The 17,554-nt window shown below is 54.5% G+C and carries 21 protein-coding genes and 1 riboswitch; of the genes, 3 read left to right on the forward strand and 18 right to left on the reverse strand.

All coding sequences use genetic code 11. The annotated features are described in order from the left end of the window. Positions 1–3: 3 nt before the first annotated feature. The 7 genes from J2Z18_RS30755 to J2Z18_RS07935 all read right to left on the reverse strand — a co-directional run bounded on the left by J2Z18_RS30755 (position 4) and on the right by J2Z18_RS07935 (position 5,213). On the reverse strand, positions 4–138 hold the full coding sequence (locus J2Z18_RS30755) for a hypothetical protein (RefSeq protein ID WP_260842859.1): 135 nt from the start codon (positions 136–138) through the stop codon (positions 4–6). Between the two features lie 23 nt (positions 139–161). Further along, positions 162–596 (reverse strand): phage tail assembly chaperone, encoded by a 435-nt coding sequence (locus J2Z18_RS07910; protein ID WP_210094535.1) that lies wholly within the window; start codon positions 594–596, stop codon positions 162–164. Positions 597–770: 174 nt separating this feature from the next. After that, entirely contained in the window at positions 771–1,178 is a 408-nt protein-coding gene (locus J2Z18_RS07915) for a phage tail tube protein (RefSeq protein ID WP_007132045.1), read from the reverse strand. 154 nt (positions 1,179–1,332) lie between these two features. Beyond that, a complete protein-coding gene (locus tag J2Z18_RS07920; protein ID WP_210094536.1) occupies positions 1,333–2,802 on the reverse strand; it encodes a phage tail sheath family protein in 1,470 nt (489 codons plus the stop codon). 2 nt (positions 2,803–2,804) lie between these two features. Then, positions 2,805–3,014, reverse strand: a complete 210-nt coding sequence (locus J2Z18_RS07925; protein WP_210094537.1) for a YqzN/YkzM domain-containing protein — start codon at positions 3,012–3,014, stop codon at positions 2,805–2,807. Between the two features lie 12 nt (positions 3,015–3,026). After that, positions 3,027–3,881: a hypothetical protein gene (locus J2Z18_RS07930; RefSeq protein ID WP_210094592.1), complete on the reverse strand. Its 855-nt coding sequence runs from the start codon at positions 3,879–3,881 to the stop codon at positions 3,027–3,029. A gap of 822 nt (positions 3,882–4,703) precedes the next feature. Next, positions 4,704–5,213: an ArpU family phage packaging/lysis transcriptional regulator gene (locus J2Z18_RS07935; RefSeq protein ID WP_210094538.1), complete on the reverse strand. Its 510-nt coding sequence runs from the start codon at positions 5,211–5,213 to the stop codon at positions 4,704–4,706. A 277-nt stretch (positions 5,214–5,490) separates the two neighbouring features. On the opposite strand from J2Z18_RS07935, the gene relB reads away from it, so the two are divergent. Together relB and J2Z18_RS07945 are read left to right on the forward strand one after the other, a co-directional pair. Beyond that, on the forward strand, positions 5,491–5,931 hold the full coding sequence (relB, locus tag J2Z18_RS07940) for a type II toxin-antitoxin system RelB family anti-toxin (RefSeq protein ID WP_245255885.1): 441 nt from the start codon (positions 5,491–5,493) through the stop codon (positions 5,929–5,931). A gap of 76 nt (positions 5,932–6,007) precedes the next feature. Beyond that, entirely contained in the window at positions 6,008–6,433 is a 426-nt protein-coding gene (locus tag J2Z18_RS07945) for an ImmA/IrrE family metallo-endopeptidase (protein ID WP_210094540.1), read from the forward strand. 180 nt (positions 6,434–6,613) lie between these two features. Here J2Z18_RS07945 and J2Z18_RS07950 read toward each other — a convergent pair whose 3' ends face one another. The 10 genes from J2Z18_RS07950 to J2Z18_RS07995 all read right to left on the reverse strand — a co-directional run bounded on the left by J2Z18_RS07950 (position 6,614) and on the right by J2Z18_RS07995 (position 15,206). Next, the gene (locus tag J2Z18_RS07950) at positions 6,614–7,174 is read right to left on the reverse strand and encodes a TetR/AcrR family transcriptional regulator (protein WP_210094541.1); all 561 of its coding nucleotides are present in this window, start codon (positions 7,172–7,174) and stop codon (positions 6,614–6,616) included. Continuing rightward, a complete protein-coding gene (locus tag J2Z18_RS07955) occupies positions 7,171–7,590 on the reverse strand; it encodes a YvaD family protein (RefSeq protein WP_210094542.1) in 420 nt (139 codons plus the stop codon). The genes J2Z18_RS07950 and J2Z18_RS07955 overlap by 4 nt, the downstream gene beginning before the upstream one ends. 414 nt (positions 7,591–8,004) lie before the next feature. Then, on the reverse strand, positions 8,005–8,742 hold the full coding sequence (locus J2Z18_RS07960) for a hypothetical protein (RefSeq protein ID WP_210094543.1): 738 nt from the start codon (positions 8,740–8,742) through the stop codon (positions 8,005–8,007). 266 nt (positions 8,743–9,008) lie between these two features. Continuing rightward, positions 9,009–9,851, reverse strand: a complete 843-nt coding sequence (locus J2Z18_RS07965; RefSeq protein WP_245255886.1) for an AraC family transcriptional regulator — start codon at positions 9,849–9,851, stop codon at positions 9,009–9,011. A gap of 6 nt (positions 9,852–9,857) precedes the next feature. Next, entirely contained in the window at positions 9,858–10,454 is a 597-nt protein-coding gene (locus J2Z18_RS07970) for a LysE family translocator (protein WP_210094544.1), read from the reverse strand. Between the two features lie 125 nt (positions 10,455–10,579). Next, entirely contained in the window at positions 10,580–10,948 is a 369-nt protein-coding gene (locus J2Z18_RS07975; RefSeq protein WP_007132033.1) for a DMT family transporter, read from the reverse strand. Between the two features lie 4 nt (positions 10,949–10,952). Then, positions 10,953–11,522 (reverse strand): TetR/AcrR family transcriptional regulator, encoded by a 570-nt coding sequence (locus tag J2Z18_RS07980; protein WP_210094545.1) that lies wholly within the window; start codon positions 11,520–11,522, stop codon positions 10,953–10,955. Positions 11,523–11,993: 471 nt separating this feature from the next. Continuing rightward, positions 11,994–12,800: an energy-coupling factor transporter transmembrane component T family protein gene (locus J2Z18_RS07985; protein WP_210094546.1), complete on the reverse strand. Its 807-nt coding sequence runs from the start codon at positions 12,798–12,800 to the stop codon at positions 11,994–11,996. Further along, the gene (locus tag J2Z18_RS07990; RefSeq protein WP_210094547.1) at positions 12,797–14,593 is read right to left on the reverse strand and encodes an ABC transporter ATP-binding protein; all 1,797 of its coding nucleotides are present in this window, start codon (positions 14,591–14,593) and stop codon (positions 12,797–12,799) included. Before J2Z18_RS07990 ends, J2Z18_RS07985 begins: the two co-directional genes overlap by 4 nt. Further along, a complete protein-coding gene (locus tag J2Z18_RS07995) occupies positions 14,586–15,206 on the reverse strand; it encodes an ECF transporter S component (RefSeq protein ID WP_232239292.1) in 621 nt (206 codons plus the stop codon). Before J2Z18_RS07995 ends, J2Z18_RS07990 begins: the two co-directional genes overlap by 8 nt. A 107-nt stretch (positions 15,207–15,313) precedes the next feature. Then, a riboswitch (TPP riboswitch) is annotated at positions 15,314–15,426 on the reverse strand. A 167-nt stretch (positions 15,427–15,593) separates the two neighbouring features. Here J2Z18_RS07995 and asd point away from each other — a divergent pair. Beyond that, the gene (asd, locus tag J2Z18_RS08000; RefSeq protein ID WP_210094548.1) at positions 15,594–16,439 is read left to right on the forward strand and encodes an archaetidylserine decarboxylase; all 846 of its coding nucleotides are present in this window, start codon (positions 15,594–15,596) and stop codon (positions 16,437–16,439) included. 79 nt (positions 16,440–16,518) lie between these two features. Here the strand turns inward: asd and J2Z18_RS08005 are convergent, their stop codons facing one another. After that, the gene (locus J2Z18_RS08005; protein ID WP_210094549.1) at positions 16,519–17,370 is read right to left on the reverse strand and encodes an SDR family oxidoreductase; all 852 of its coding nucleotides are present in this window, start codon (positions 17,368–17,370) and stop codon (positions 16,519–16,521) included. Positions 17,371–17,554 lie beyond the last annotated feature (184 nt).

The raw sequence follows: 17,554 nt of genomic DNA on the forward strand, positions 1-17,554 counted from the left end.
TCCTCACATTTCGCTCTGATCAGCGAGCCGGTCCATTTCCTCCTGGGAAAAAGCGAGCAGCAATAAGCGCTCGCCTCGCGGCAGCCGCCAAAACTCTCCGGGGCGAAGGTGATGCCGGGCCCATAAGTGGTACAGCATCGTAGTCATTCCCCCGGAGCCGATCAGTTTTTTAGGTCGGCGATCTCGACTCCGAAGCCGGACAGCTCAAGCACCTTATCGCCGACGGCATCCAGCTCCCCGGCCAGCAGCATCCGGCGGACCGCCTGCTCTCCGCCCGACAGCTTCAAGCGGCTGGTGATGCGCGGATCGCCCCAGCCGTTCAGCGTCAGCCCTTTGACGGACAAGCTCCCGGTCGCTTCCGAAATCAGGAGCGCGTTGAACGTCTCCGTATCCACCTTCTCATCCACCACGCCTTTCACGTTCCGGCGGACCGTGCAGCGCTCGCGGATGCTGTCCACCTTGCTCGAAGTCAAACCGTGCAGCACGATCTGCATATCGAGCCGCTTGATGCGCACCGTTTCCTCCGGCAGCTTCTCCGCCGCCTCGAACAGGCTGTCCAAAATTTGCTCTTCGCTCAAATGCTCGTTCAAGCTCATATCGTCGTCCCCTTTCGCGATTCTTTAGCCTTTCAATCGTTCACTCCATCGATTATTCAAGGTGTGAACCATTCATCTCTTTTCCCATAAAAAAAGCAGCATCTCCCAACATTCACGGCATGAATCATCGATCGATGCTGCATGTATCTTTTTTTCACTTTTACGATAAAATCATTAATCCGCCGAAATCGGGTCGAGCAGCTCGTACCCCTCAAAGGTGAACGATGTCTCCTCCTGCACTTCTTCACCCGCAGTCCAGTTCGCGAGCTGGATCTTGTCCGGCATGCAGCGGATCAGGCGCACGCGCTCGTGACCGTACGATTCGGGATCGTCCAGCTTGGAAATAATATCGAACTTCGTAAAGCCGCGGGCGATCATGTCCGATGTGACCTTATAGCCGCTCATCGTGCCGGTGCCTTTTTTGCTCCCGCTCTTATGCACCGTCCAGTCGTTGCCGACCAGCTTCAGCTCGCGCTTCTCAAGCTCCACGCTCGCTTCCAGCTTGTTAATATGCGTCTGCCATACCCCGTCGATATAGGCCTGGCCATACGTTCCCATAATGACTCTTGATGCATCCAACATAGATATTCCTCCTCAGCATTTTTGAATGATTGGATATTGATTGGACCTCACGGTACAGTAAGCCGAACCGTCCGGACTGATCCCACCCGTTTCGTCCCGAATCGTCCTAAGCTCGTGCGACGCGGCTCTTTAGGTTACCGGAGGCCATCTTCCTTTACTGCACGTAAAACGTGCCGAACAGCTGCTCCATCACATCGGTCAGCTTCACGTTCCATTGCAGGAACACTTGATCCGGCTCCGGCTGCTTCACGGCGGAATCGCCGTAATAGGCAGGATCCAGAATGACGTCATAGCCGTCCGGCTCGATGACGTTGCTCAGCGACAGCTGGCCCAAATATTCTTTCACGGCGCCGATCAGGGCAAGCCTTCCTTCCTCGGTGTTATTCACCTTGCCGATGTACGTGCCTTCGGCGGCCGCCTGCAGATCGGCATGAATGGCGTCCATGACGCGGATCGAACGGATTTTCTTCCACGCATTGTTCTGGCCCTCCGCCGGATTCACGAGCGTATTGATGCCGCGCAGGGCTTTCACCTGACGTCCGTCAAAAATCAGCAGGAAAACGCCGTTTTGAACCGCAAGCTCCTGTTCCGAGCGGCTCCAGCGGCGGGTGACATCCTCAAACGGCGTCACCGCGTATGTAGCGGACTGGTTCAGCCGCTGACCTGCAATCAAACCGGCCACATAGGCGGCCGTCTGCGCGGAGCTGTAATCGACGCCGGACAAGCGTACGCCGGTGCCGACGTTCACAACGCCTTCGTGGTTTAGCGCAAGCGAACGGGCAGCAGCAGTCTTCGGCGCATCCTTGGCCACATCGTCGGCCGCGCTTCCGCCGAATACGGCCATAACCCCGCGGCCTTCCTGGCGGAGACGCTTCACCCAAGCGGCAAAGCTCTGAAGCAAGGACATGTCGGCCGCGTAGTCCAGCGCCACGACATCGAATTGCTGGCCTTGGGCGGCTTCTTGAAACTCAAGATAATCCGCATTGGTAATTCCGCTGTTGCCGCTGGTTCCGCCGGTGAATGCCGCGCCGTTGACGTCGGCAGGCACTGCGCTGCCATCGCCGAGCACGGTTGCGCTCACCCAGACGTTCTCATCATCCTCATTCACCTTCGCAGCGATCGATGCGGCCGTACCGTCCGCGCCAACATAGGTGCCGAGCAGCTTGGCCCCTTCATACAGCCGAAGCTCCCGAGCGGCCGGATCCATCAGCGACGGCTGAATCGTTACCGAGAAGCCGTTTCCGCGGCTGCCCGGGTATTTAGCCTGAAGCTGCAGCACATCGGACGGCGTCGCTTCGCCATTTTGCAGCGTAACGGATGCAGCCGAAGCCGTACTGTCTGCAAGACGGTACGCGAGCAGCTTTTTCGGACCGCCCAGCATCGCCAGATACAGCGTCCGATAAGCGGTTGCTCCATTATCTTGATCTGCGGAGAACGACTCGCCGATCGCATGCTCGCTTCCGATCTCGACAAACTCGCGTACCGGCCCCCAGTTCGCTTTAACGGGAACGATGACCGTTCCGCGTGCGCCGCCCTGAATCGCTGAGGCTGCCGCCGCTTTAAAATTCATATACAAACCCGGCAATACCGGTTTATTCGTGCTCTCCCATGTTCCTCCCGCCATGATTAATCCACCTTCGCTTTCATAAAATGTTTGATTTGATCCTGCACCTCGGCCACAGTAAACAGCTCGCCCGCTGCTCCGTACATTGCGCCGGCAATGACTTCCGGCCGGACGCTGAACCGCTCCTTGGCATGAGCCGTCAACTCAGCCAATGTGTAACGCGGTTCGCTGCCGCTGTTCCCTTCCGTCTTGGTTGATTTCTTACCCGACATCTCGAGTCCCCCTTAATTTAAAATCGGTTGAACATGAACGCGGCGAATCCTTGCGGCTTCCTGCGCCGAACGCATTTGCCGTTGGATGAGCGTCAGCTTGAGCTGACCGTTCAAGATCGCATCGGCCTCCAAATTGCCGGTAATACCGGCGACGGTCAAATACTGGCGAGCCTCGGAATCAAGCGGTAGCTGAGCCTGGGAGCCGAGCGACTCCACCAGCGAAAATGCTGTAAGCTGTTCATGCTCAGAAGAAGTAGATGCCACATGACCTGTGAAGCTCTTGCTGATTTCGTAGACGGAGGCTCCCGCCATCTTCGTCTCGCACCCTGACAATCGCCACAGCACGGCATGATCTTCCCGATCCGCCGGCCATGACGTCCGGTAAACGCTCCAGCTGCTTCCGAGCTGCTTCGAAGTCCACGCGATCAGCGCGGAAAGCCATTCATCCGGTTCGCCGATGCTTCCGGAGTCCCCGCCGCTGGCTGACGCCTCCGGGACATAAACGCCGAAACGGATAACCCGGATCATGCGGCCCAGGCCGGAATCCCATTGATCCGCCTCCGGAACGCCGAGATAATGAAGCTTGAAGGCGCGGTTCTCCAGACCTGTTACCCGCTTGCGATGCAGTCCCTGTATGAGCCGCTCCGCCTGCGAATCCAGCTGACGGGAGACGATAGCCTCGCCCGCGTACAGCTTCAGCCTAATCACCTGCCGGTAACCGGCCCAGGGTGATTTCCATACATCCTCGCCAAGCAGCAGAACCGCAAAAAAATCATCTACAGCGATTTCGGGCGGATGCACGTCATAAATTCGTCCCGCAAGCTCCGGCACCAATTCCATAACGGCCTGTTTGATCGCCTCTCTCATCGAAAACACAGCCGAGGCTCATCCGGCATCCGTTGAAAGAACGGCTTGCCGATCAAATCGTTCGTTTGCCTATTCATACGGCCCCTCCTTCCTGTGTTGTAATAAAACGGGAATGAGGCCAGGGAGCTTGTCCGCATAAAAAAACCGGCTCTATGGCCGGTTCACATTTCCTGTGTGAGGTTAACGGTGCTGCCCTTTCGCTTCATTCCCGATGCTATAATCTTACACCGGTTCGCACCAAGCGAAGACGGGGAACCGGCGAACATTCGGCGAAGTTTGGGATGATTTGCGGCGGTAAAAAGACGATACCTTCGATAATGCTGTCACCGCCTTATTTAAACGACGGCTATAACCATCACCAATCACTGTAGCAAACTTTTTCACTGCCTAATTTAATATCGTTTCTTTGCACCAGCGACCCGTTAGCAGCATCGTCTAAACACTCTATATGCAGTTTACGGTTTACTGAAATGCTAGGAGCTCTCATCCTATGTATGGGCCCTGGCTTTGAAGAGCCGTCAGCCTGTGAGCGTGTTTAGTCAATCTCCCCGTTCTATTCAGCGCTCGGGAGCGGGACATGGGTCTATTCCGTTCATATTCTCAACAAGCTCCTTGTCAACGCACAGGACGTATCGAAAAAAACCGACCCTCAGCAGAGTCGGTTTAGTCCCGCAGCCATCCATCTATTGTATAAGAGTCATCCATCCATTGTCTAAAAGTCATCCATCTCTTGACTAAAAAAACCTCCAAGCAATCGCCCAGCCAATCAACCTTGCATGATCCGCATTCCCGCGTCGGAACTCCCCCGATCATGGGCCGCGTTTATCGCACGGCGCCTACCGCCTGCGCCCCTTCATTCTTTTTCAGCCGGGTTAAGGGCTTTACGAGGGTATCCAGCGATAACAGGCCCAGATCGGCAAGAACCAGCGCCATTTTATAAAAAGCTCGGGTGCGGATTTTTACATACGTGTCTTTGCTGACCGGCGGGTCAAAAATATGGTTGTACACCTTGTAGTCGTACACATCGTCCTGCTTCATGTACCGTTCCCTTATCAGCAGCTGCTCGCGTTCTCCCAGCCGCTCCACGATCGATTCGATCGTTTCGCAGTAGTGCTTCCTTGCCGCAGGCATGTCTACATTATATATCGCTACCTTTGCCGTCTGATCCGAGGTCACATTCGTCGGTCCGTGGAACCGCTCGGTGTAAGAGGCCGTCACGCTCGCTTCCCTCATTTCAAACGTTATCGTTTTATAAATTCGATACTTCTCGAATACCGCCTCAATCGCGTATTGGGTTTTTCTGCGATCCAATTCAGGTAACATATGATTCATACCGTTTCACTCCCCATTGATGGTTTATCCTGGCTTTCCTTTGCCATTTGGCAGAAAATCAAGGCCATGCCGACTGTTCGTATATTTGTTCGTATTTTTCGTAATAATACCACTATCTGGAGATCTTCGTAAACGTTCAAATGGGCGGCTAAATTCCAGAAATGGGCCTTATCGCTCTCTAATTCTTGCCTTTTGGCAATATTCCTTTGTTTTTATTTTACCTGTTGGCAAAGGTGGCGAATGGGTTTATACTATAAACAGAGGTTACAGATGGATTATGGTGAGGAGTGGCCGGAGCGTGGATCACAGATTTGGAGCATACTTGAAGCAGATCAGGGAAGACAAAGGCTTAAGCATCAATCAACTCGCACAAGCCGCTGACATCAGCGGATCGCAAATCTCGAGAATCGAGAACGGGCTGCGCGGCATTCCAAAGCCGCAGACGCTTCGCAAAATCGCCGACGCGCTTGAGATTCCCTATGAAGAACTGATGAGCAAAGCCGGCTATTTGGACTCGGAGCTTTCCCTGCATGAGGACCTGACCGTTCCCGACTGGGCCACGGCCAAAGATAAACGGGATTTCAAAAAAATGCTGGAGGACGACGGAGAGCTGATGTTCGACGGAATCCCGTTAAACCAGGAGGACAAGCAGCGCATCAAGGATGTGCTGACCGGCTTATTCTGGGAAGCCAAGCAGATGAACAAACGGAAAAAATAGCATGTCATGAAGGAGTACATAGCGATTACAACCCTACGACAACCCATAACAATCTCGATATTGCAGGTGAACCGGCATGGATGATCTTTTACAACCGTTAATCCGTCAGCTTGTCAGAAAACATCATACCAACTGTCCCTTCGAAATTGCGGCTTCGCTCGGCATTCATGTCCGGTACACGGACCTCGGCAAGACAACGAAGGGGCTGTACTTCCGCAAATTAAGACGCAGGTTTATCGTCATTCATAGTCAACTGCCGCCGCAGTGGCAGCGCTTCGTCTGCGCCCATGAGCTCGGTCACGATCGGCTCCATAAGGGAATCAGCCGATTTTTCCTTGAGGAGCATTCCTACTTCAGCCCAGGCAAGCTGGAACGTCAGGCGAATCGGTTTGCGGTTGCGTTGTTGACGGCGGATTTGACCATTGGCCCGGGAGAGTCGCTGCATGAGTTCTACCTTCGGGCAGGCATTCCACAGGAAATGCTTTTATTTTTTAGACTCTAATCGAACATACGTTCCGATTCAGTGAAACCTTTAACCTATCATGATCCAATCATGTACGGGAGGCAGACACGCGAATCTGTGAGTGGCGCATTCGTAGAAAAGCCAAAAGCGGCTGCACAGCAGCCGCAATTCTCCACATCTGCGTGGCGTTTGTATGCTTGGCGGAATACAGGAGGGGACTTACCGGTTAGCGGGCGAACGGATGCCTTCCATCAAGAAGCCGACCATCTGCTCCAGTGCTTGCTGCAGCGTCAGCCGGCCACCGGAAGCATACTGGTCGATCAGCTGATATAATGCCCCTACATATACCTGAATGAACAGCTCGACATCAAAAGGACGAAAGATGCCTGCAGCAGCCCCCTCGTGAATAATCAGCCGGATATTCTCCCAGCCTGTATTCATGTAGGCATCGATTTGCCTCCACTGCTCCGGGTACCGGAGCTCCAATTCCTTCATCACGCGAATATCGTGGAAGGCGACGCCTTGCGGAAGGAGCGTTAATGCCAGGAATAGCTTATCCGTTAAAGGAATCGAATCGTCCTTCATCAGCTTCTCCTCCTCCGCCATCATATTCCCGATGGACTGGACCACGATATGGTCGACCAATTCCTCCTTGGATTCAAAATGCTGATACAGGGTCTTCGTGCTGATCCCGAGACGGCCTGCAACATCCCGAATGGAGAACTTCAGGCCCCGCTGGGCAATCTCCTGAACGGCGGCCTCGGCGATTTTGTCCTTCATAGCGCCACCGACTCCTTCTCGTTCACAGAATGTCCGCTTCCGATCAGCCTCGGCAGGAAGAAGAGCGGATACAGCATCAGGAACAGATTCGGCAGCCACCAGAAGAGATCGAAATCAAGCCGGATGCTCCAAAATGCAATGGCCTGCAGCCCTGAGCAAAACGTTAGCACGAGTGAAACCAGACACCACGGCCGCCATTTAAAATGGCCTTTCCTGTAGAGATACATGCTCCATAAGCCGGTTCCGGAGATCAGCAGATCCAGCGGAAGGAACGATAAGTTCCACGCCACCAGCAGCGGATTGTCATAATCCTGATACAGATACTCCCTCGGAATCAGGCTCAAGCCGATGAGCAGCCAGTATATAATAAATCCGATATCGGTAGCGAGCATCAGTGATTTTAATGTTCGGTTCATCCCCATCCTCCTTTGTCCATGATCTATTATCCATTCTCAGTCCTCACGCAGAAATCACGGAAAACAATTTGGTTTATTTGTTTTCCATCTTACCCCACCTTCTTCTCATAATCAAGAGCGATTTAGGCATGGCTTTATAACAACCGACTGACTGCATACAAAAACAGCCTCCGCTCTGCCGGTATGTAACCGACAAACGGAAGCCGTCTTTTTAGTTGTTTAGAGTTTTTGGCCGGGCTTGGCCCTCTCTAACTGGCCCTATTTTGCCTGTATTAAAACCGGCAAACGGGAGCCGTCTCTTAGCGGATTATGGTTCCGCTGACGGGCTGTTGCCCTCCCTCTTAGCCGTTTATACTTTCGCCTGGACCTGTTGCCCTATGTCTAGCCCTCAATCCGGCCGACCGGCTCAGCGCGTCAATTCCCCAGCGGTTCAAAGATCGCGGCCTGCCGCTTGCCAATCTTCATATACTGGAGCCTTCTGAAACGGTCATGCTTTAATTTCTGGCCTTTGTCGGAAATGACTGCGACCACCGAGCAGGCGGGATCGAGAATCGGGTGAAGCTGATCGAAAAAGCGCTGAACCGGCTCTCCGCTTCCGCCGCTCCAGCTGACCAAGTCCCCGTAAGGGAGATCCGTCATAACGATGTGAGTTCCTCTGGCTCGGTCCAGCCCCCCCTTCGGATCCGTAATATCGCTCTGGAAGCATGCCGCTTCTTCGATCGCGGATTCGGCGATCAGCTCCTTCAGGCGAGTTGCGCTTTGCAGCGCATCCCGATGGGACGGCTTTCCGTATTGTTCATACAGCGACTTGATCTGTTCGGCTCGCTGCTCGAGCCCCTCCTTGCGCAGCAGGGACAGGTTTTTTCCCGCGATGGGGAGCACATCGGGCTGAATGTCCGAGCCGATGATCCGGCCCAGCCGCCGTCCATGAAGCAGCCCGACCACGGTCAGCAAATACGCGCCTCCGCAGCAGGGATCATATAACGTGTAGGGGCCCTCAGCCCCCTTTTGTTCCAGAAGGTGAAAGCATCGCTGAGCCAGCTCGCTTGCCAGTCTTACGGGAAACGAGGTTGTGCCTCGAGCGTTGTAAAGCACCCGGCCGCTGGCAAAATCCTCGAAACTGCGCGGTGCCGGTTCATATAGGTATTCCATGGCCATAATTCCTTCCATCTCTGTTCATGCAGCTGCATGCTTATCCTGATTAGATTCAACTACAGATTAACACCGATTCGCCGGATCTCCAAACCCTTTGAAGCAAGCAAGGCAGCGATGCGGCCGTTACCTCCCCGCAGCCCAAAGAAGCAACCCTAGGGCGAACCGACACGCGGGTCTCCTGAGAGTTGCTCCCATTAACTTGATCATTAGGTCGGACGAGCAAAGGTCTAAAGCCCCGATCGGTCCCTCATCCGCTCATTCGCTCATCTGCCGCCGATGCTAACCGCCTCTTTCCCCTGCATATTGTCCATGCGGACAAGAAACAGATTATCGCTCCAAATGGACATGTAATCATAGGCCGTCGTGCCGTACACATTTTTGAAATGCCGGTTCAAATGCGCAAGATCCGTAAATCCGCATTGTGAAACGGCGAGATATACGTCGCGGCTATCCTCGATGAGATGCTTGGCCCGCTCCACCTTGCAGTTTAAGTAATATTGGTAAGGCGACATGCCGGTGTTCGCTTTAAAGGAACGGATGAACTGATATTTGGACATGCCGAAAGCCAAGCTGATTTCATCCAATCGCAGCACATGATCCAGATGCTCCTGCATCAGCGCCTTCGCCTTCTTGGCAAATCCGCTGTCCCGCTTACATTCAAACCTCAGTATATCTTCATTAAAATGCCCCGCCAGCCGCAGCAGCAGCTCGCTGCACAGCGCCTCCGGCTTGCCGGTGAATATCGCCCTCGTTACATTCAGAATGCTCTGCCTTAGGCCGGCATGATACACGATCGGCGTATGGAAGCGGATGATGTCCCTCTTCTGGATCAGCTCATGAAACAGCTGCGGATGAATGTAGATCATCACATAATCAATGCCCGTGCGCTCCTGCGACCAGCCGTCATGGCTCTGCTCCGGATGAAACAGCATCACGCCGCTTTGATAGGAAGCTTGCTGGCTTCCGTCGAGGGAATACTTCTGAATTCCGCGCAGGGTGACGCCGAGGGCGTACTCCTCGTGGTAATGCTTCTTATATTTAAAATCGGTAAAGCTCGCGGACAGCGCCGTGATGCCGCACGCTTTTTTATAGATAAACCGCTCCATCTTCCATCACCCCCTCAGAAGATTCGGTAGGTCCGACACGACGATGGCCGAATACAGCAGGAACAAAGCCAAAACCGTGTTGGTCGTTCTCCGGTATTTTTGCAAAACACCCTGAAACAGATTGCCGCACACCGCCCAGGTCATATACGCAGCCATCCCGATCAGCGAGACAGCGACAACGAAGACGGAAATGACCGGCCCCTCGGTATAATAGGGCATGACATAGCTTGGAATGACCGTAAGGGTAAACAACACGACCTTCGGATTCAGAAACTGCATCAAAAACCCCGATGTGAAGGAAGCCGTCTGGTTTGTCGACGCGTTGGAAACGTCCATATGATATACCTGGTACGCCAGATACAGCATGAAGAGACAGCCTACTACCCGCAGCACCGGCAGAATGAACGGCATTCCGGAGGACAGCGTCTCGCCGAGGACGACAGATAGGGCAATCAACAGGAAAAAAGCGATCGATGCCCCGGCGATATAGCGGAGCGTTCGTTTGATCCCCGACTGCTGGACCGATGCCAGAATGACGATATTCGACGGCCCCGGAGAGAACGCAACGATAAAGCAATAAATAAAGAACGAAGAAAAATTCATGACCTGCAGCTCCTTACAAGGAATTCCCTTGCATTATAGAGCGGCCGGTCGAAAAGGGTATAGTACATTATTGCGCATTCAAGAGAGCTGCCCGAGTATTCCACTGGCCGGATCCAAGGCCTTTTTCAACCCGCCTGAACGTCCGTTTGCTCCGCCTTCGGCTGTTCCTGCGCATGGGCGCCGCCCGACAGGTTCAGCAGCACAACCCCTGCGATGATCAGCAGAATCGAGAATATCTTCAAACCGTTAATTTGTTCCGAAAAGAACGAATATCCGATCAGCGTGATGATCATAATGCCGAGGCCGGACCAGATCGCGTACGCCACCGAAATTTCGATCTGCTTCAGGCTCAGCGTCAGAAAGCTCAGGCTGCATACATAAAAAACGACCAGCAGCACGCTCGGCAGCAGCTTCGTAAATCCCTCCGACATTTTCATATTAATGGTGCCGGCTACTTCAAACAAGATCGCCAGAGCTAAATAGAACCAGTGCATCATTTCATTTCTCCTTTCCCTGCCCCGCGGCGATGCCGAACAGCAGGATATCCATGATCGACTTCAGCAGCTCCCCAAGCGGCATCTGATGCTTCACCGTTGCCCGGGAGTCGTACATTTGCTGGATTGCGCCCAGATACAGATCGATAAACAACGGAAGCGAGATCGGCTTGATGACGCCCTCAGCCATCCCCTGCTCCATCAGCTTGCTGACGATGCCCCACTCTTCTCTGAAAAAGGTATCGAGCTTCTCCCATTGGTTATAATGAAACTTTTTGAGATCCGTCAAAAGGCGCATATCCATCTTCTCAAGCTCTTGCGGCAAACAGATCAGGATTTGATGGATTTTCTCCAGAACGCCCAGCTGTCCATCTTCCGCAATTTCCCGCTCCCGCTGCTGGATATGCTGAATCAAGCTATCAACGATCGACTCGACGATCTCTTCCTTGGAGGAAAAATGCTCATAAATGGTCCGCTTGCTGATCGCAAGTCCCTGCGCCAGATCACTGACGGTAAAGGCAAATCCCTTCTGCTGGATCAAACGTATCGTTTCTTTCAAAATACGCTCCCGCATATTCGAGCCTCCTTGTTCTTCTTACGTTGAGCCACTTGGATACGGCGCTTCACTTCAGCTTTGCCCCTGACCGGGTTGTCGTCCGCTCAAGGCGTGCTTTGTCTTTCCTGTTCTTATCCCTCAACGTGTGCTTTATCTTTCCTGTTCTTATCCCTCAACGTGTGCTTGGTCTCTTCTGTTCTTGTCACCTCAATGCCGTAACTTGTCGTTTTTGTTCTTGTCACCTCAAAAGAGTGTTATGTGCTGTTCTGTGTTGTTGGCACCTCTAATGGGTGCAGCCTCCAAGTGGAACGCATACCGATCCAGGTATGCAAGGTTGGTACCAACAATAACATATTGGTACCAACCGTATTATATACCATTCGAACGAAAAATCCATCTCTTTTTTCACTGTTCCCATGCAGCGCCAGCCAAACGCAAAAAGGGCATCTTACGTGAAATTACGAACTTTCACGCAAAATGCCCTCGAATTTAATCAAAGCGCACATCCCCGATGCCGAACCATGGAAAATGCCCCGCAGCCGCATAAGCGCCATATGCTGCCGCCGCTAAAAGTGCGATAGTGAGCAGATCATAGCGGGAGTAGCGCGAAGGGTAAAAATAAGTTCTGCGCCGTCCCCGGTCACCGTCAAACCGCTTGGCTTCCATCGCCGCAGCAACCCGGTGCGCCCGGCGGATGCTCTGTGCCAGAAGCGGCACCACATACATCCCTGCCCGGTTCACCGCCCCGCGGACACCGCGGATCGGGACCACTCCCCGCACCTTCAGCGCTTGCCGGCGGATCACATATTCCTCCCACACCATCGGCAGAAGACGGATGGAAGCCATAAAGCTGTAGGCGTACTTGGGAGCAAGCTTCAGCTTTTGCATCAGGCTATAGAACAAATCGACCGACGACGTCGTCGTCACGAGCAGAAGCCCTTCGCAGGCGAAGGCGATTCCTTTAAACCCGAGGTGCAATCCACGATAGAAGCTTTCCTTCGATACCTTGAACAGACCCCATTCCCACCAAACCGTGTCTCCCTTCCCGAACAGCATCATGGAGGATGAGGAAGAGATGAACGCGAGCAGAAACGGAATGAAGAACAGCAGCATCTTCCATGTGCGGACACCGGACAGCGCCAGGAGACATAGCATAAAGATCAGCGCCTGATACGCCACAAAGTCAATGTCATGCGTCAGCACCGTCATCAGGAACAGGGAGCAGACGAGAAACAGCTTCACCACCGGATTTGCCCGGTGCAGCCACGTGATGCGGACCGGATTCCATATATTCATGACCTCACCTCCGCGTACGGTCTGCCGGAAGATTCCTTGTTGTCCTCACGGGCGCCAAATTCCTTGGCTTCGTCCTCCGCCCTCATTGGCGGATAGCCGTTCTCCTGGAAGCCGGGAGCTCTCCTTGCCGCCAGCCTGGGCGATGCCATCCTGGAGACCAGCTGCCCTTGACGGATCTCCCAAATATGGGTGGCCGCCTGCTCGGCGATTCGCATCTCGTGGGTAACCATCACGATCGCCGTCCCGGCCTGGCGCAGCCGTTCGCACATCTCCAGAATCGCAAAGGTATTCCGTGCATCCTGGCCAAACGTAGGCTCATCCAGCAGCAGCACCGCCGGCTGTCTGGCCATGGCTGTGGCCACGCTGAGGCGGCGTTTCTGGCCCGTGGATAGCTGGTATGGATGCCGGCTCTCCTTGCCGTCTAGTCCGAATCGCTCTAGCGTCCGGCGGGCCTGCTCAGCCGCCTCACCCGCGGACATGCCGTCCACCAGCAAGGAGTACGCCACCTCATCCGTAACGCGCTCCGTCACGAATTGCAGCTCGGGATTCTGAAATACGAATCCGATTCGGCGGAGCATCCGCTCCCTTTGTTTGCGGTTTCGTCTTCCTTTCCCTAACGGAACCTCCTCCCCGCCGAGGAGGTACATGCCTTCCGCATTCAGCAGCCCCATCAGGCTCAGAAGCAGCGAGCTCTTCCCCGCTCCGTTCGGCCCGACAATCGCAATAAAATCGCCTGGATACACCTCCGCCCCTTGGACGGTAATAACGGCTTTGTCCCAACGCTTGCCTGAGAACTCAGCCAGTTGAACGGCAGGCTTGCTCTGTTCTGCCGACGTAAAATCCGTTCCGGTAAGCCGTCCGGACTCCTCAACGGGATGGAGTCCTTCCCGGTTCTGTAGCCGAGCGGCTTTTCCCAAATCCCGGGCGAAGGAGTCATCCTGGCGGGATCCGCCGGAGGATGTTCCGAGCGGTGCAAACACCTCCATGCCGGATGGGGACACTGCATAATCGTCCCATACGCCGGGATACCAGATGCCGAATTCCTTCAGCTCCCGCGAATAGCGGGCGAATACGTCGGCTGGCGTGCCTTCGCCCAGAATCGTCCCATCCGGGCTGAAAAGCACGACCCGGTCTGCATATTCAGCCATCTCTTCAATCCGGTGCTCCACAATAATCAAGGTACGCCCTGCGGACACGGCCTTCACCGCCGTCCAGATTTGTTCACGGCCCTCCGGATCGAGCAGCGCCGACGGCTCATCCAGGAACAGCACCTCCGGCTCCAGCAGCAAGGCGGAAGCGAGCGCAAGACGCTGCTTCATCCCTTGCGATAAATGCGCGATTTTGACATGGAGCGACTCCAGCTCCAAGCCGACGGCTTGCAGCGCTGCCTGCATCCGCTCTTCCATCTGCTCCCGTGGAATGCATTGGTTTTCCAGGACGAATGCCAGCTCCTCGTCGACGAACGGCATGCAGAACTGGGTGTCCGGATCCTGGAACACATATCCCCATGAAGCGGGATACTTCTGCGCCTCGCATTTCATCGGCACCTCCGTCGCCCGGGGAATCATCCCGCTCAGCACCTGAAGAAGCGTCGATTTGCCGCAGCCGCTTGGACCCAGCAGCAGCACCTTTTCTCCGCGGGCGGCGGAGAACGAAAGATCTTTAAACATCAGCCGCTCCTCGCCCGGGTATTTAAGGCGCAGCCCTTCTACATAAAGCGCCGGTTCCCCCTGTGGATCATTAGGCGCATCCACCGTGTTTACGAAGTGTACGCCCCTTTGCATTTTAGACATGGCGCGAATCGTCCAGCGCCTCATAGTCTTTTTGCGATGCCGGGCGCAGCAGGGAGGTTACGCCGGTACGCTCCAGCGCTTTGGCGAGGACGAGCATCAGGAGGCCTGCAATGACGGCGCCGCTAAAGATCCGCATGCCGTATTTCGCCAGGAACATCCAGGTCTGAAGATCGTCCGTGTAGCTGTAGAAGAAATCAAGCAGCATCGAGCCGACGGCGGCAGCAGCCCCCGCCAGAGCCACCGTGAAGGCGGAAGAGCTGCGGTAACGGGTTGCGGCAAATACGAGCTCGGCACCCAAGCCTTGAATCAAGCCGTACATCAGCAGCGTAAGCCCCCACCCGCTGCCGAACAGCACTTCGACATGCGCGGCCGCAACCTCTGCAATGATCGCCACGCCAGGTTTCCGGATCAGCAGATAGGCCAGCGTCGCCGCGGCGAACCACATGCCGTACAGCAATTCGTCCGCTTCGAAAAAGAGCGGCTTCAGCAGGTTGTATACCGATCCCCAAAAGTGATACACCACGCCCAGCACCAGCGATACAAGCACCGTCACCAAAATATCGCTCAGTCTAAGCCCTTTTCTCGGCTGAGCCCCCATTATGCCTTGCCTCATCGTTTCCATCGTACAACTTCCCCTCTCCATCGCTTTTTTTGAAAATGGAAGAAAATCACAACAAAAAACCGTCTGGAAAACGCGCAGACGGAAATTAGGCCCTAGTATAAGCAGGGTCGGATATTCTCTACGCTGGCATTACCCAGTTCAGATTAACGGTCAACAGCGGATAGCAGCTGCAATCTCAGCCTGATTCACTCAAGCACCCGTATTCCCTATTCGGTTTTATGTTAACTTTAAAATACACAGCCTTTCTTGATTTGGCAAGGGTCTTTTTTTCTTCAAGGCCCGTTTGTTGATTTCCAGCCGATTCTATGTCAATATCAGAGTGATTGCTTTTCAAGCATCATCGATAGCTTAGGTCTTTGCACAAAAAAGGAGAATAACATGGCCAAACGATTGCTGCGTCTGATGACTGAGCTCTCCTCCCGAAAGTGGTTGTCCCATTTGGTGGGGCAGTTCTCCCACAGCCGGTTGAGCCGTTATCTGATCCCTGCATTTATTCGGATATATCAAATCCCGGCGCATGAAGCGGAGAAAGAGCTGCATGAATACCGCTCGCTCAATGAATTCTTCTCCCGCCGGTTAAAGCTCGGCCTGCGGGCCATAGATACGACCGCCGACGCGATGGTGAGCCCGGTTGATGCGACGATTACCGCCATGGGCACCATCAATACCGGCACCATCCTCAACGTCAAGGGACAGGATTACACCATTGAAGAGCTGCTTGCGCAGTCTCCGAGAATCGAGAATTATGTGAACGGTTACGCGTTCGTCTTATATTTAAGCCCGACGGATTACCATCGCATTCACGCCCCCGTTACCGGCGTGCAGATCGAGCGGGAGCACCTCAAGGGCAAGGTGTATCCCGTCAACGATTTTGCCATGACCCATATCCGGTCGGTGCTCAGCCGCAACGAAAGGCTCATTACCTATATCAAGCATGACTTCGGTGAGGTTGCCGTGGTCAAGGTCGGGGCTTTGAACGTAAGCAGCATCCGTTATGCCGACGAGAGCGTGACGAAATGGCAGATCGGGGATGAGCTTGCATACTTCGAATTCGGCTCAACCGTCGTGCTGTTGACCGAGAGCGGCACCTTTACCCCCCGGGGAGATCTCACCCTCGGGACGACGGTTAAAATGGGCGAGCTGCTCGGCATCCTCCATCCGCCCGCAGACAAGAAGCAGAAGCGGGATGCGTGCTTGGAGCAGGAGCTGTGTACGGAAAAATAAGAACGTCCTTGCGGATGCCTTCATTCATGACCGCAATGACTCCCGTTGCGTCCCTATCGAACAAGGACAATGTTAGACCTTATTCTCTTCCCAATAGCCGGACGATCAGCCGCTGAAAGAAGCGGTCGGGCAGCCATGCCTTGATCCGCCCGGTCAGCCGGGTGCTGCGGGGAAGCCGGTACCGGAAGCTCGGATGCTTCATACCGGCGATTCGAGCCACCAACCTTGCAACCTCGAGCGGATCCCCGCTCTTTTTAGCGGTCCGTTCGGAGTAGGCCAATACCCGCTTCAGCATCCCGCTGTATGGCGAACCCTCCCTCACCTTCAACTCCCCGAAGCTCTTCCTCCAGATCGGCGTGCCGTAAGCGCCGGGCTGCACCAGCACCACATCGATGCCTAGAGGCATCAATTCCATGGCGAGACTTTCACCAAGGCCTTCAACGGCAAATTTGGAAGCGGCATACGGGCCGTAGCCCGGAAAGCCGACAACGCCGCTGATGCTGCTGATCAGAATCATTTTGGATTTACCGGTCCGCCGCATCAACGGCAGCATGCTTTGCGTCACGGAGACGGTTCCGATCACATTGGTCTCGAGCTGTCGTCTCCACTCGCTGAGCGGCACCTCTTCCACGAATCCGCCGACCGCGATGCCTGCGTTATTCACCAGCACATCCAGGCGCCCGAGCTCCTGCTCCACGGAGCGTGCAGCTGCCTGTACCTGCTCTTCGCTGCAAATATCCAGCTCGATCACGCGAATCCGCTCGGCCACACCGAACTTCGCCGCCTGCTGCAGGAGCTCCCCGGCTGCCTCCGGCCTTCGCATCCCGGCTGCGACATCATACCCGCCTTTCGCCAGCTCGATGCTGATCAGCAGTCCGAAGCCGCTGGATGCGCCTGTCACCAGGGCTGTCTTTTGATTCGCCGCTTTCATAAACTCCATCCCCCCAGCTTTTTCAATCATGCAGTCGCCAGTTCCCTGCTTGGCCTTATACCTTGCCGCAACTCGAAAACCTCTTATAAACCGCTTCCGAATATCCGTAAACTGATCATACACGGGGTCGGTCCCAAGCTCAATCGTGAAACTTAGAGCTCGAGCATAAAGCCAAGGGGCATCA

This window comes from Paenibacillus lactis (genome assembly GCF_017873605.1).
Lineage (GTDB): Bacteria > Bacillota > Bacilli > Paenibacillales > Paenibacillaceae > Paenibacillus_AQ > Paenibacillus_AQ lactis.

Excerpts from the sequence above, each read along its gene's own strand:
- J2Z18_RS07930 (WP_210094592.1), bottom strand. The coding sequence starts at position 3,881 with ATGAGAGAGGCGATCAAACAGGCCGTTATGGAATTGGTGCCGGAGCTT.
- J2Z18_RS07910 (WP_210094535.1), bottom strand. The coding sequence starts at position 596 with ATGAGCTTGAACGAGCATTTGAGCGAAGAGCAAATTTTGGACAGCCTG.
- J2Z18_RS07955 (WP_210094542.1), bottom strand. The coding sequence starts at position 7,590 with ATGAACCGAACATTAAAATCACTGATGCTCGCTACCGATATCGGATTT.
- J2Z18_RS08005 (WP_210094549.1), bottom strand. The coding sequence starts at position 17,370 with ATGAAAGCGGCGAATCAAAAGACAGCCCTGGTGACAGGCGCATCCAGC.
- J2Z18_RS07965 (WP_245255886.1), bottom strand. The coding sequence starts at position 9,851 with ATGGAGCGGTTTATCTATAAAAAAGCGTGCGGCATCACGGCGCTGTCC.
- J2Z18_RS30755 (WP_260842859.1), bottom strand. The coding sequence starts at position 138 with ATGCTGTACCACTTATGGGCCCGGCATCACCTTCGCCCCGGAGAGTTT.
- J2Z18_RS07970 (WP_210094544.1), bottom strand. The coding sequence starts at position 10,454 with ATGAATTTTTCTTCGTTCTTTATTTATTGCTTTATCGTTGCGTTCTCT.
- J2Z18_RS07950 (WP_210094541.1), bottom strand. The coding sequence starts at position 7,174 with ATGAAGGACAAAATCGCCGAGGCCGCCGTTCAGGAGATTGCCCAGCGG.
- J2Z18_RS07915 (WP_007132045.1), bottom strand. The coding sequence starts at position 1,178 with ATGTTGGATGCATCAAGAGTCATTATGGGAACGTATGGCCAGGCCTAT.
- relB (WP_245255885.1), top strand. The coding sequence starts at position 5,491 with ATGGTGAGGAGTGGCCGGAGCGTGGATCACAGATTTGGAGCATACTTG.
- asd (WP_210094548.1), top strand. The coding sequence starts at position 15,594 with ATGGCCAAACGATTGCTGCGTCTGATGACTGAGCTCTCCTCCCGAAAG.
- J2Z18_RS07925 (WP_210094537.1), bottom strand. The coding sequence starts at position 3,014 with ATGTCGGGTAAGAAATCAACCAAGACGGAAGGGAACAGCGGCAGCGAA.
- J2Z18_RS07990 (WP_210094547.1), bottom strand. The coding sequence starts at position 14,593 with ATGTCTAAAATGCAAAGGGGCGTACACTTCGTAAACACGGTGGATGCG.
- J2Z18_RS07960 (WP_210094543.1), bottom strand. The coding sequence starts at position 8,742 with ATGGAATACCTATATGAACCGGCACCGCGCAGTTTCGAGGATTTTGCC.
- J2Z18_RS07980 (WP_210094545.1), bottom strand. The coding sequence starts at position 11,522 with ATGCGGGAGCGTATTTTGAAAGAAACGATACGTTTGATCCAGCAGAAG.
- J2Z18_RS07945 (WP_210094540.1), top strand. The coding sequence starts at position 6,008 with ATGGATGATCTTTTACAACCGTTAATCCGTCAGCTTGTCAGAAAACAT.
- J2Z18_RS07995 (WP_232239292.1), bottom strand. The coding sequence starts at position 15,206 with ATGAGGCAAGGCATAATGGGGGCTCAGCCGAGAAAAGGGCTTAGACTG.
- J2Z18_RS07985 (WP_210094546.1), bottom strand. The coding sequence starts at position 12,800 with ATGAATATATGGAATCCGGTCCGCATCACGTGGCTGCACCGGGCAAAT.
- J2Z18_RS07935 (WP_210094538.1), bottom strand. The coding sequence starts at position 5,213 with ATGAATCATATGTTACCTGAATTGGATCGCAGAAAAACCCAATACGCG.
- J2Z18_RS07920 (WP_210094536.1), bottom strand. The coding sequence starts at position 2,802 with ATGGCGGGAGGAACATGGGAGAGCACGAATAAACCGGTATTGCCGGGT.
- J2Z18_RS07975 (WP_007132033.1), bottom strand. The coding sequence starts at position 10,948 with ATGCACTGGTTCTATTTAGCTCTGGCGATCTTGTTTGAAGTAGCCGGC.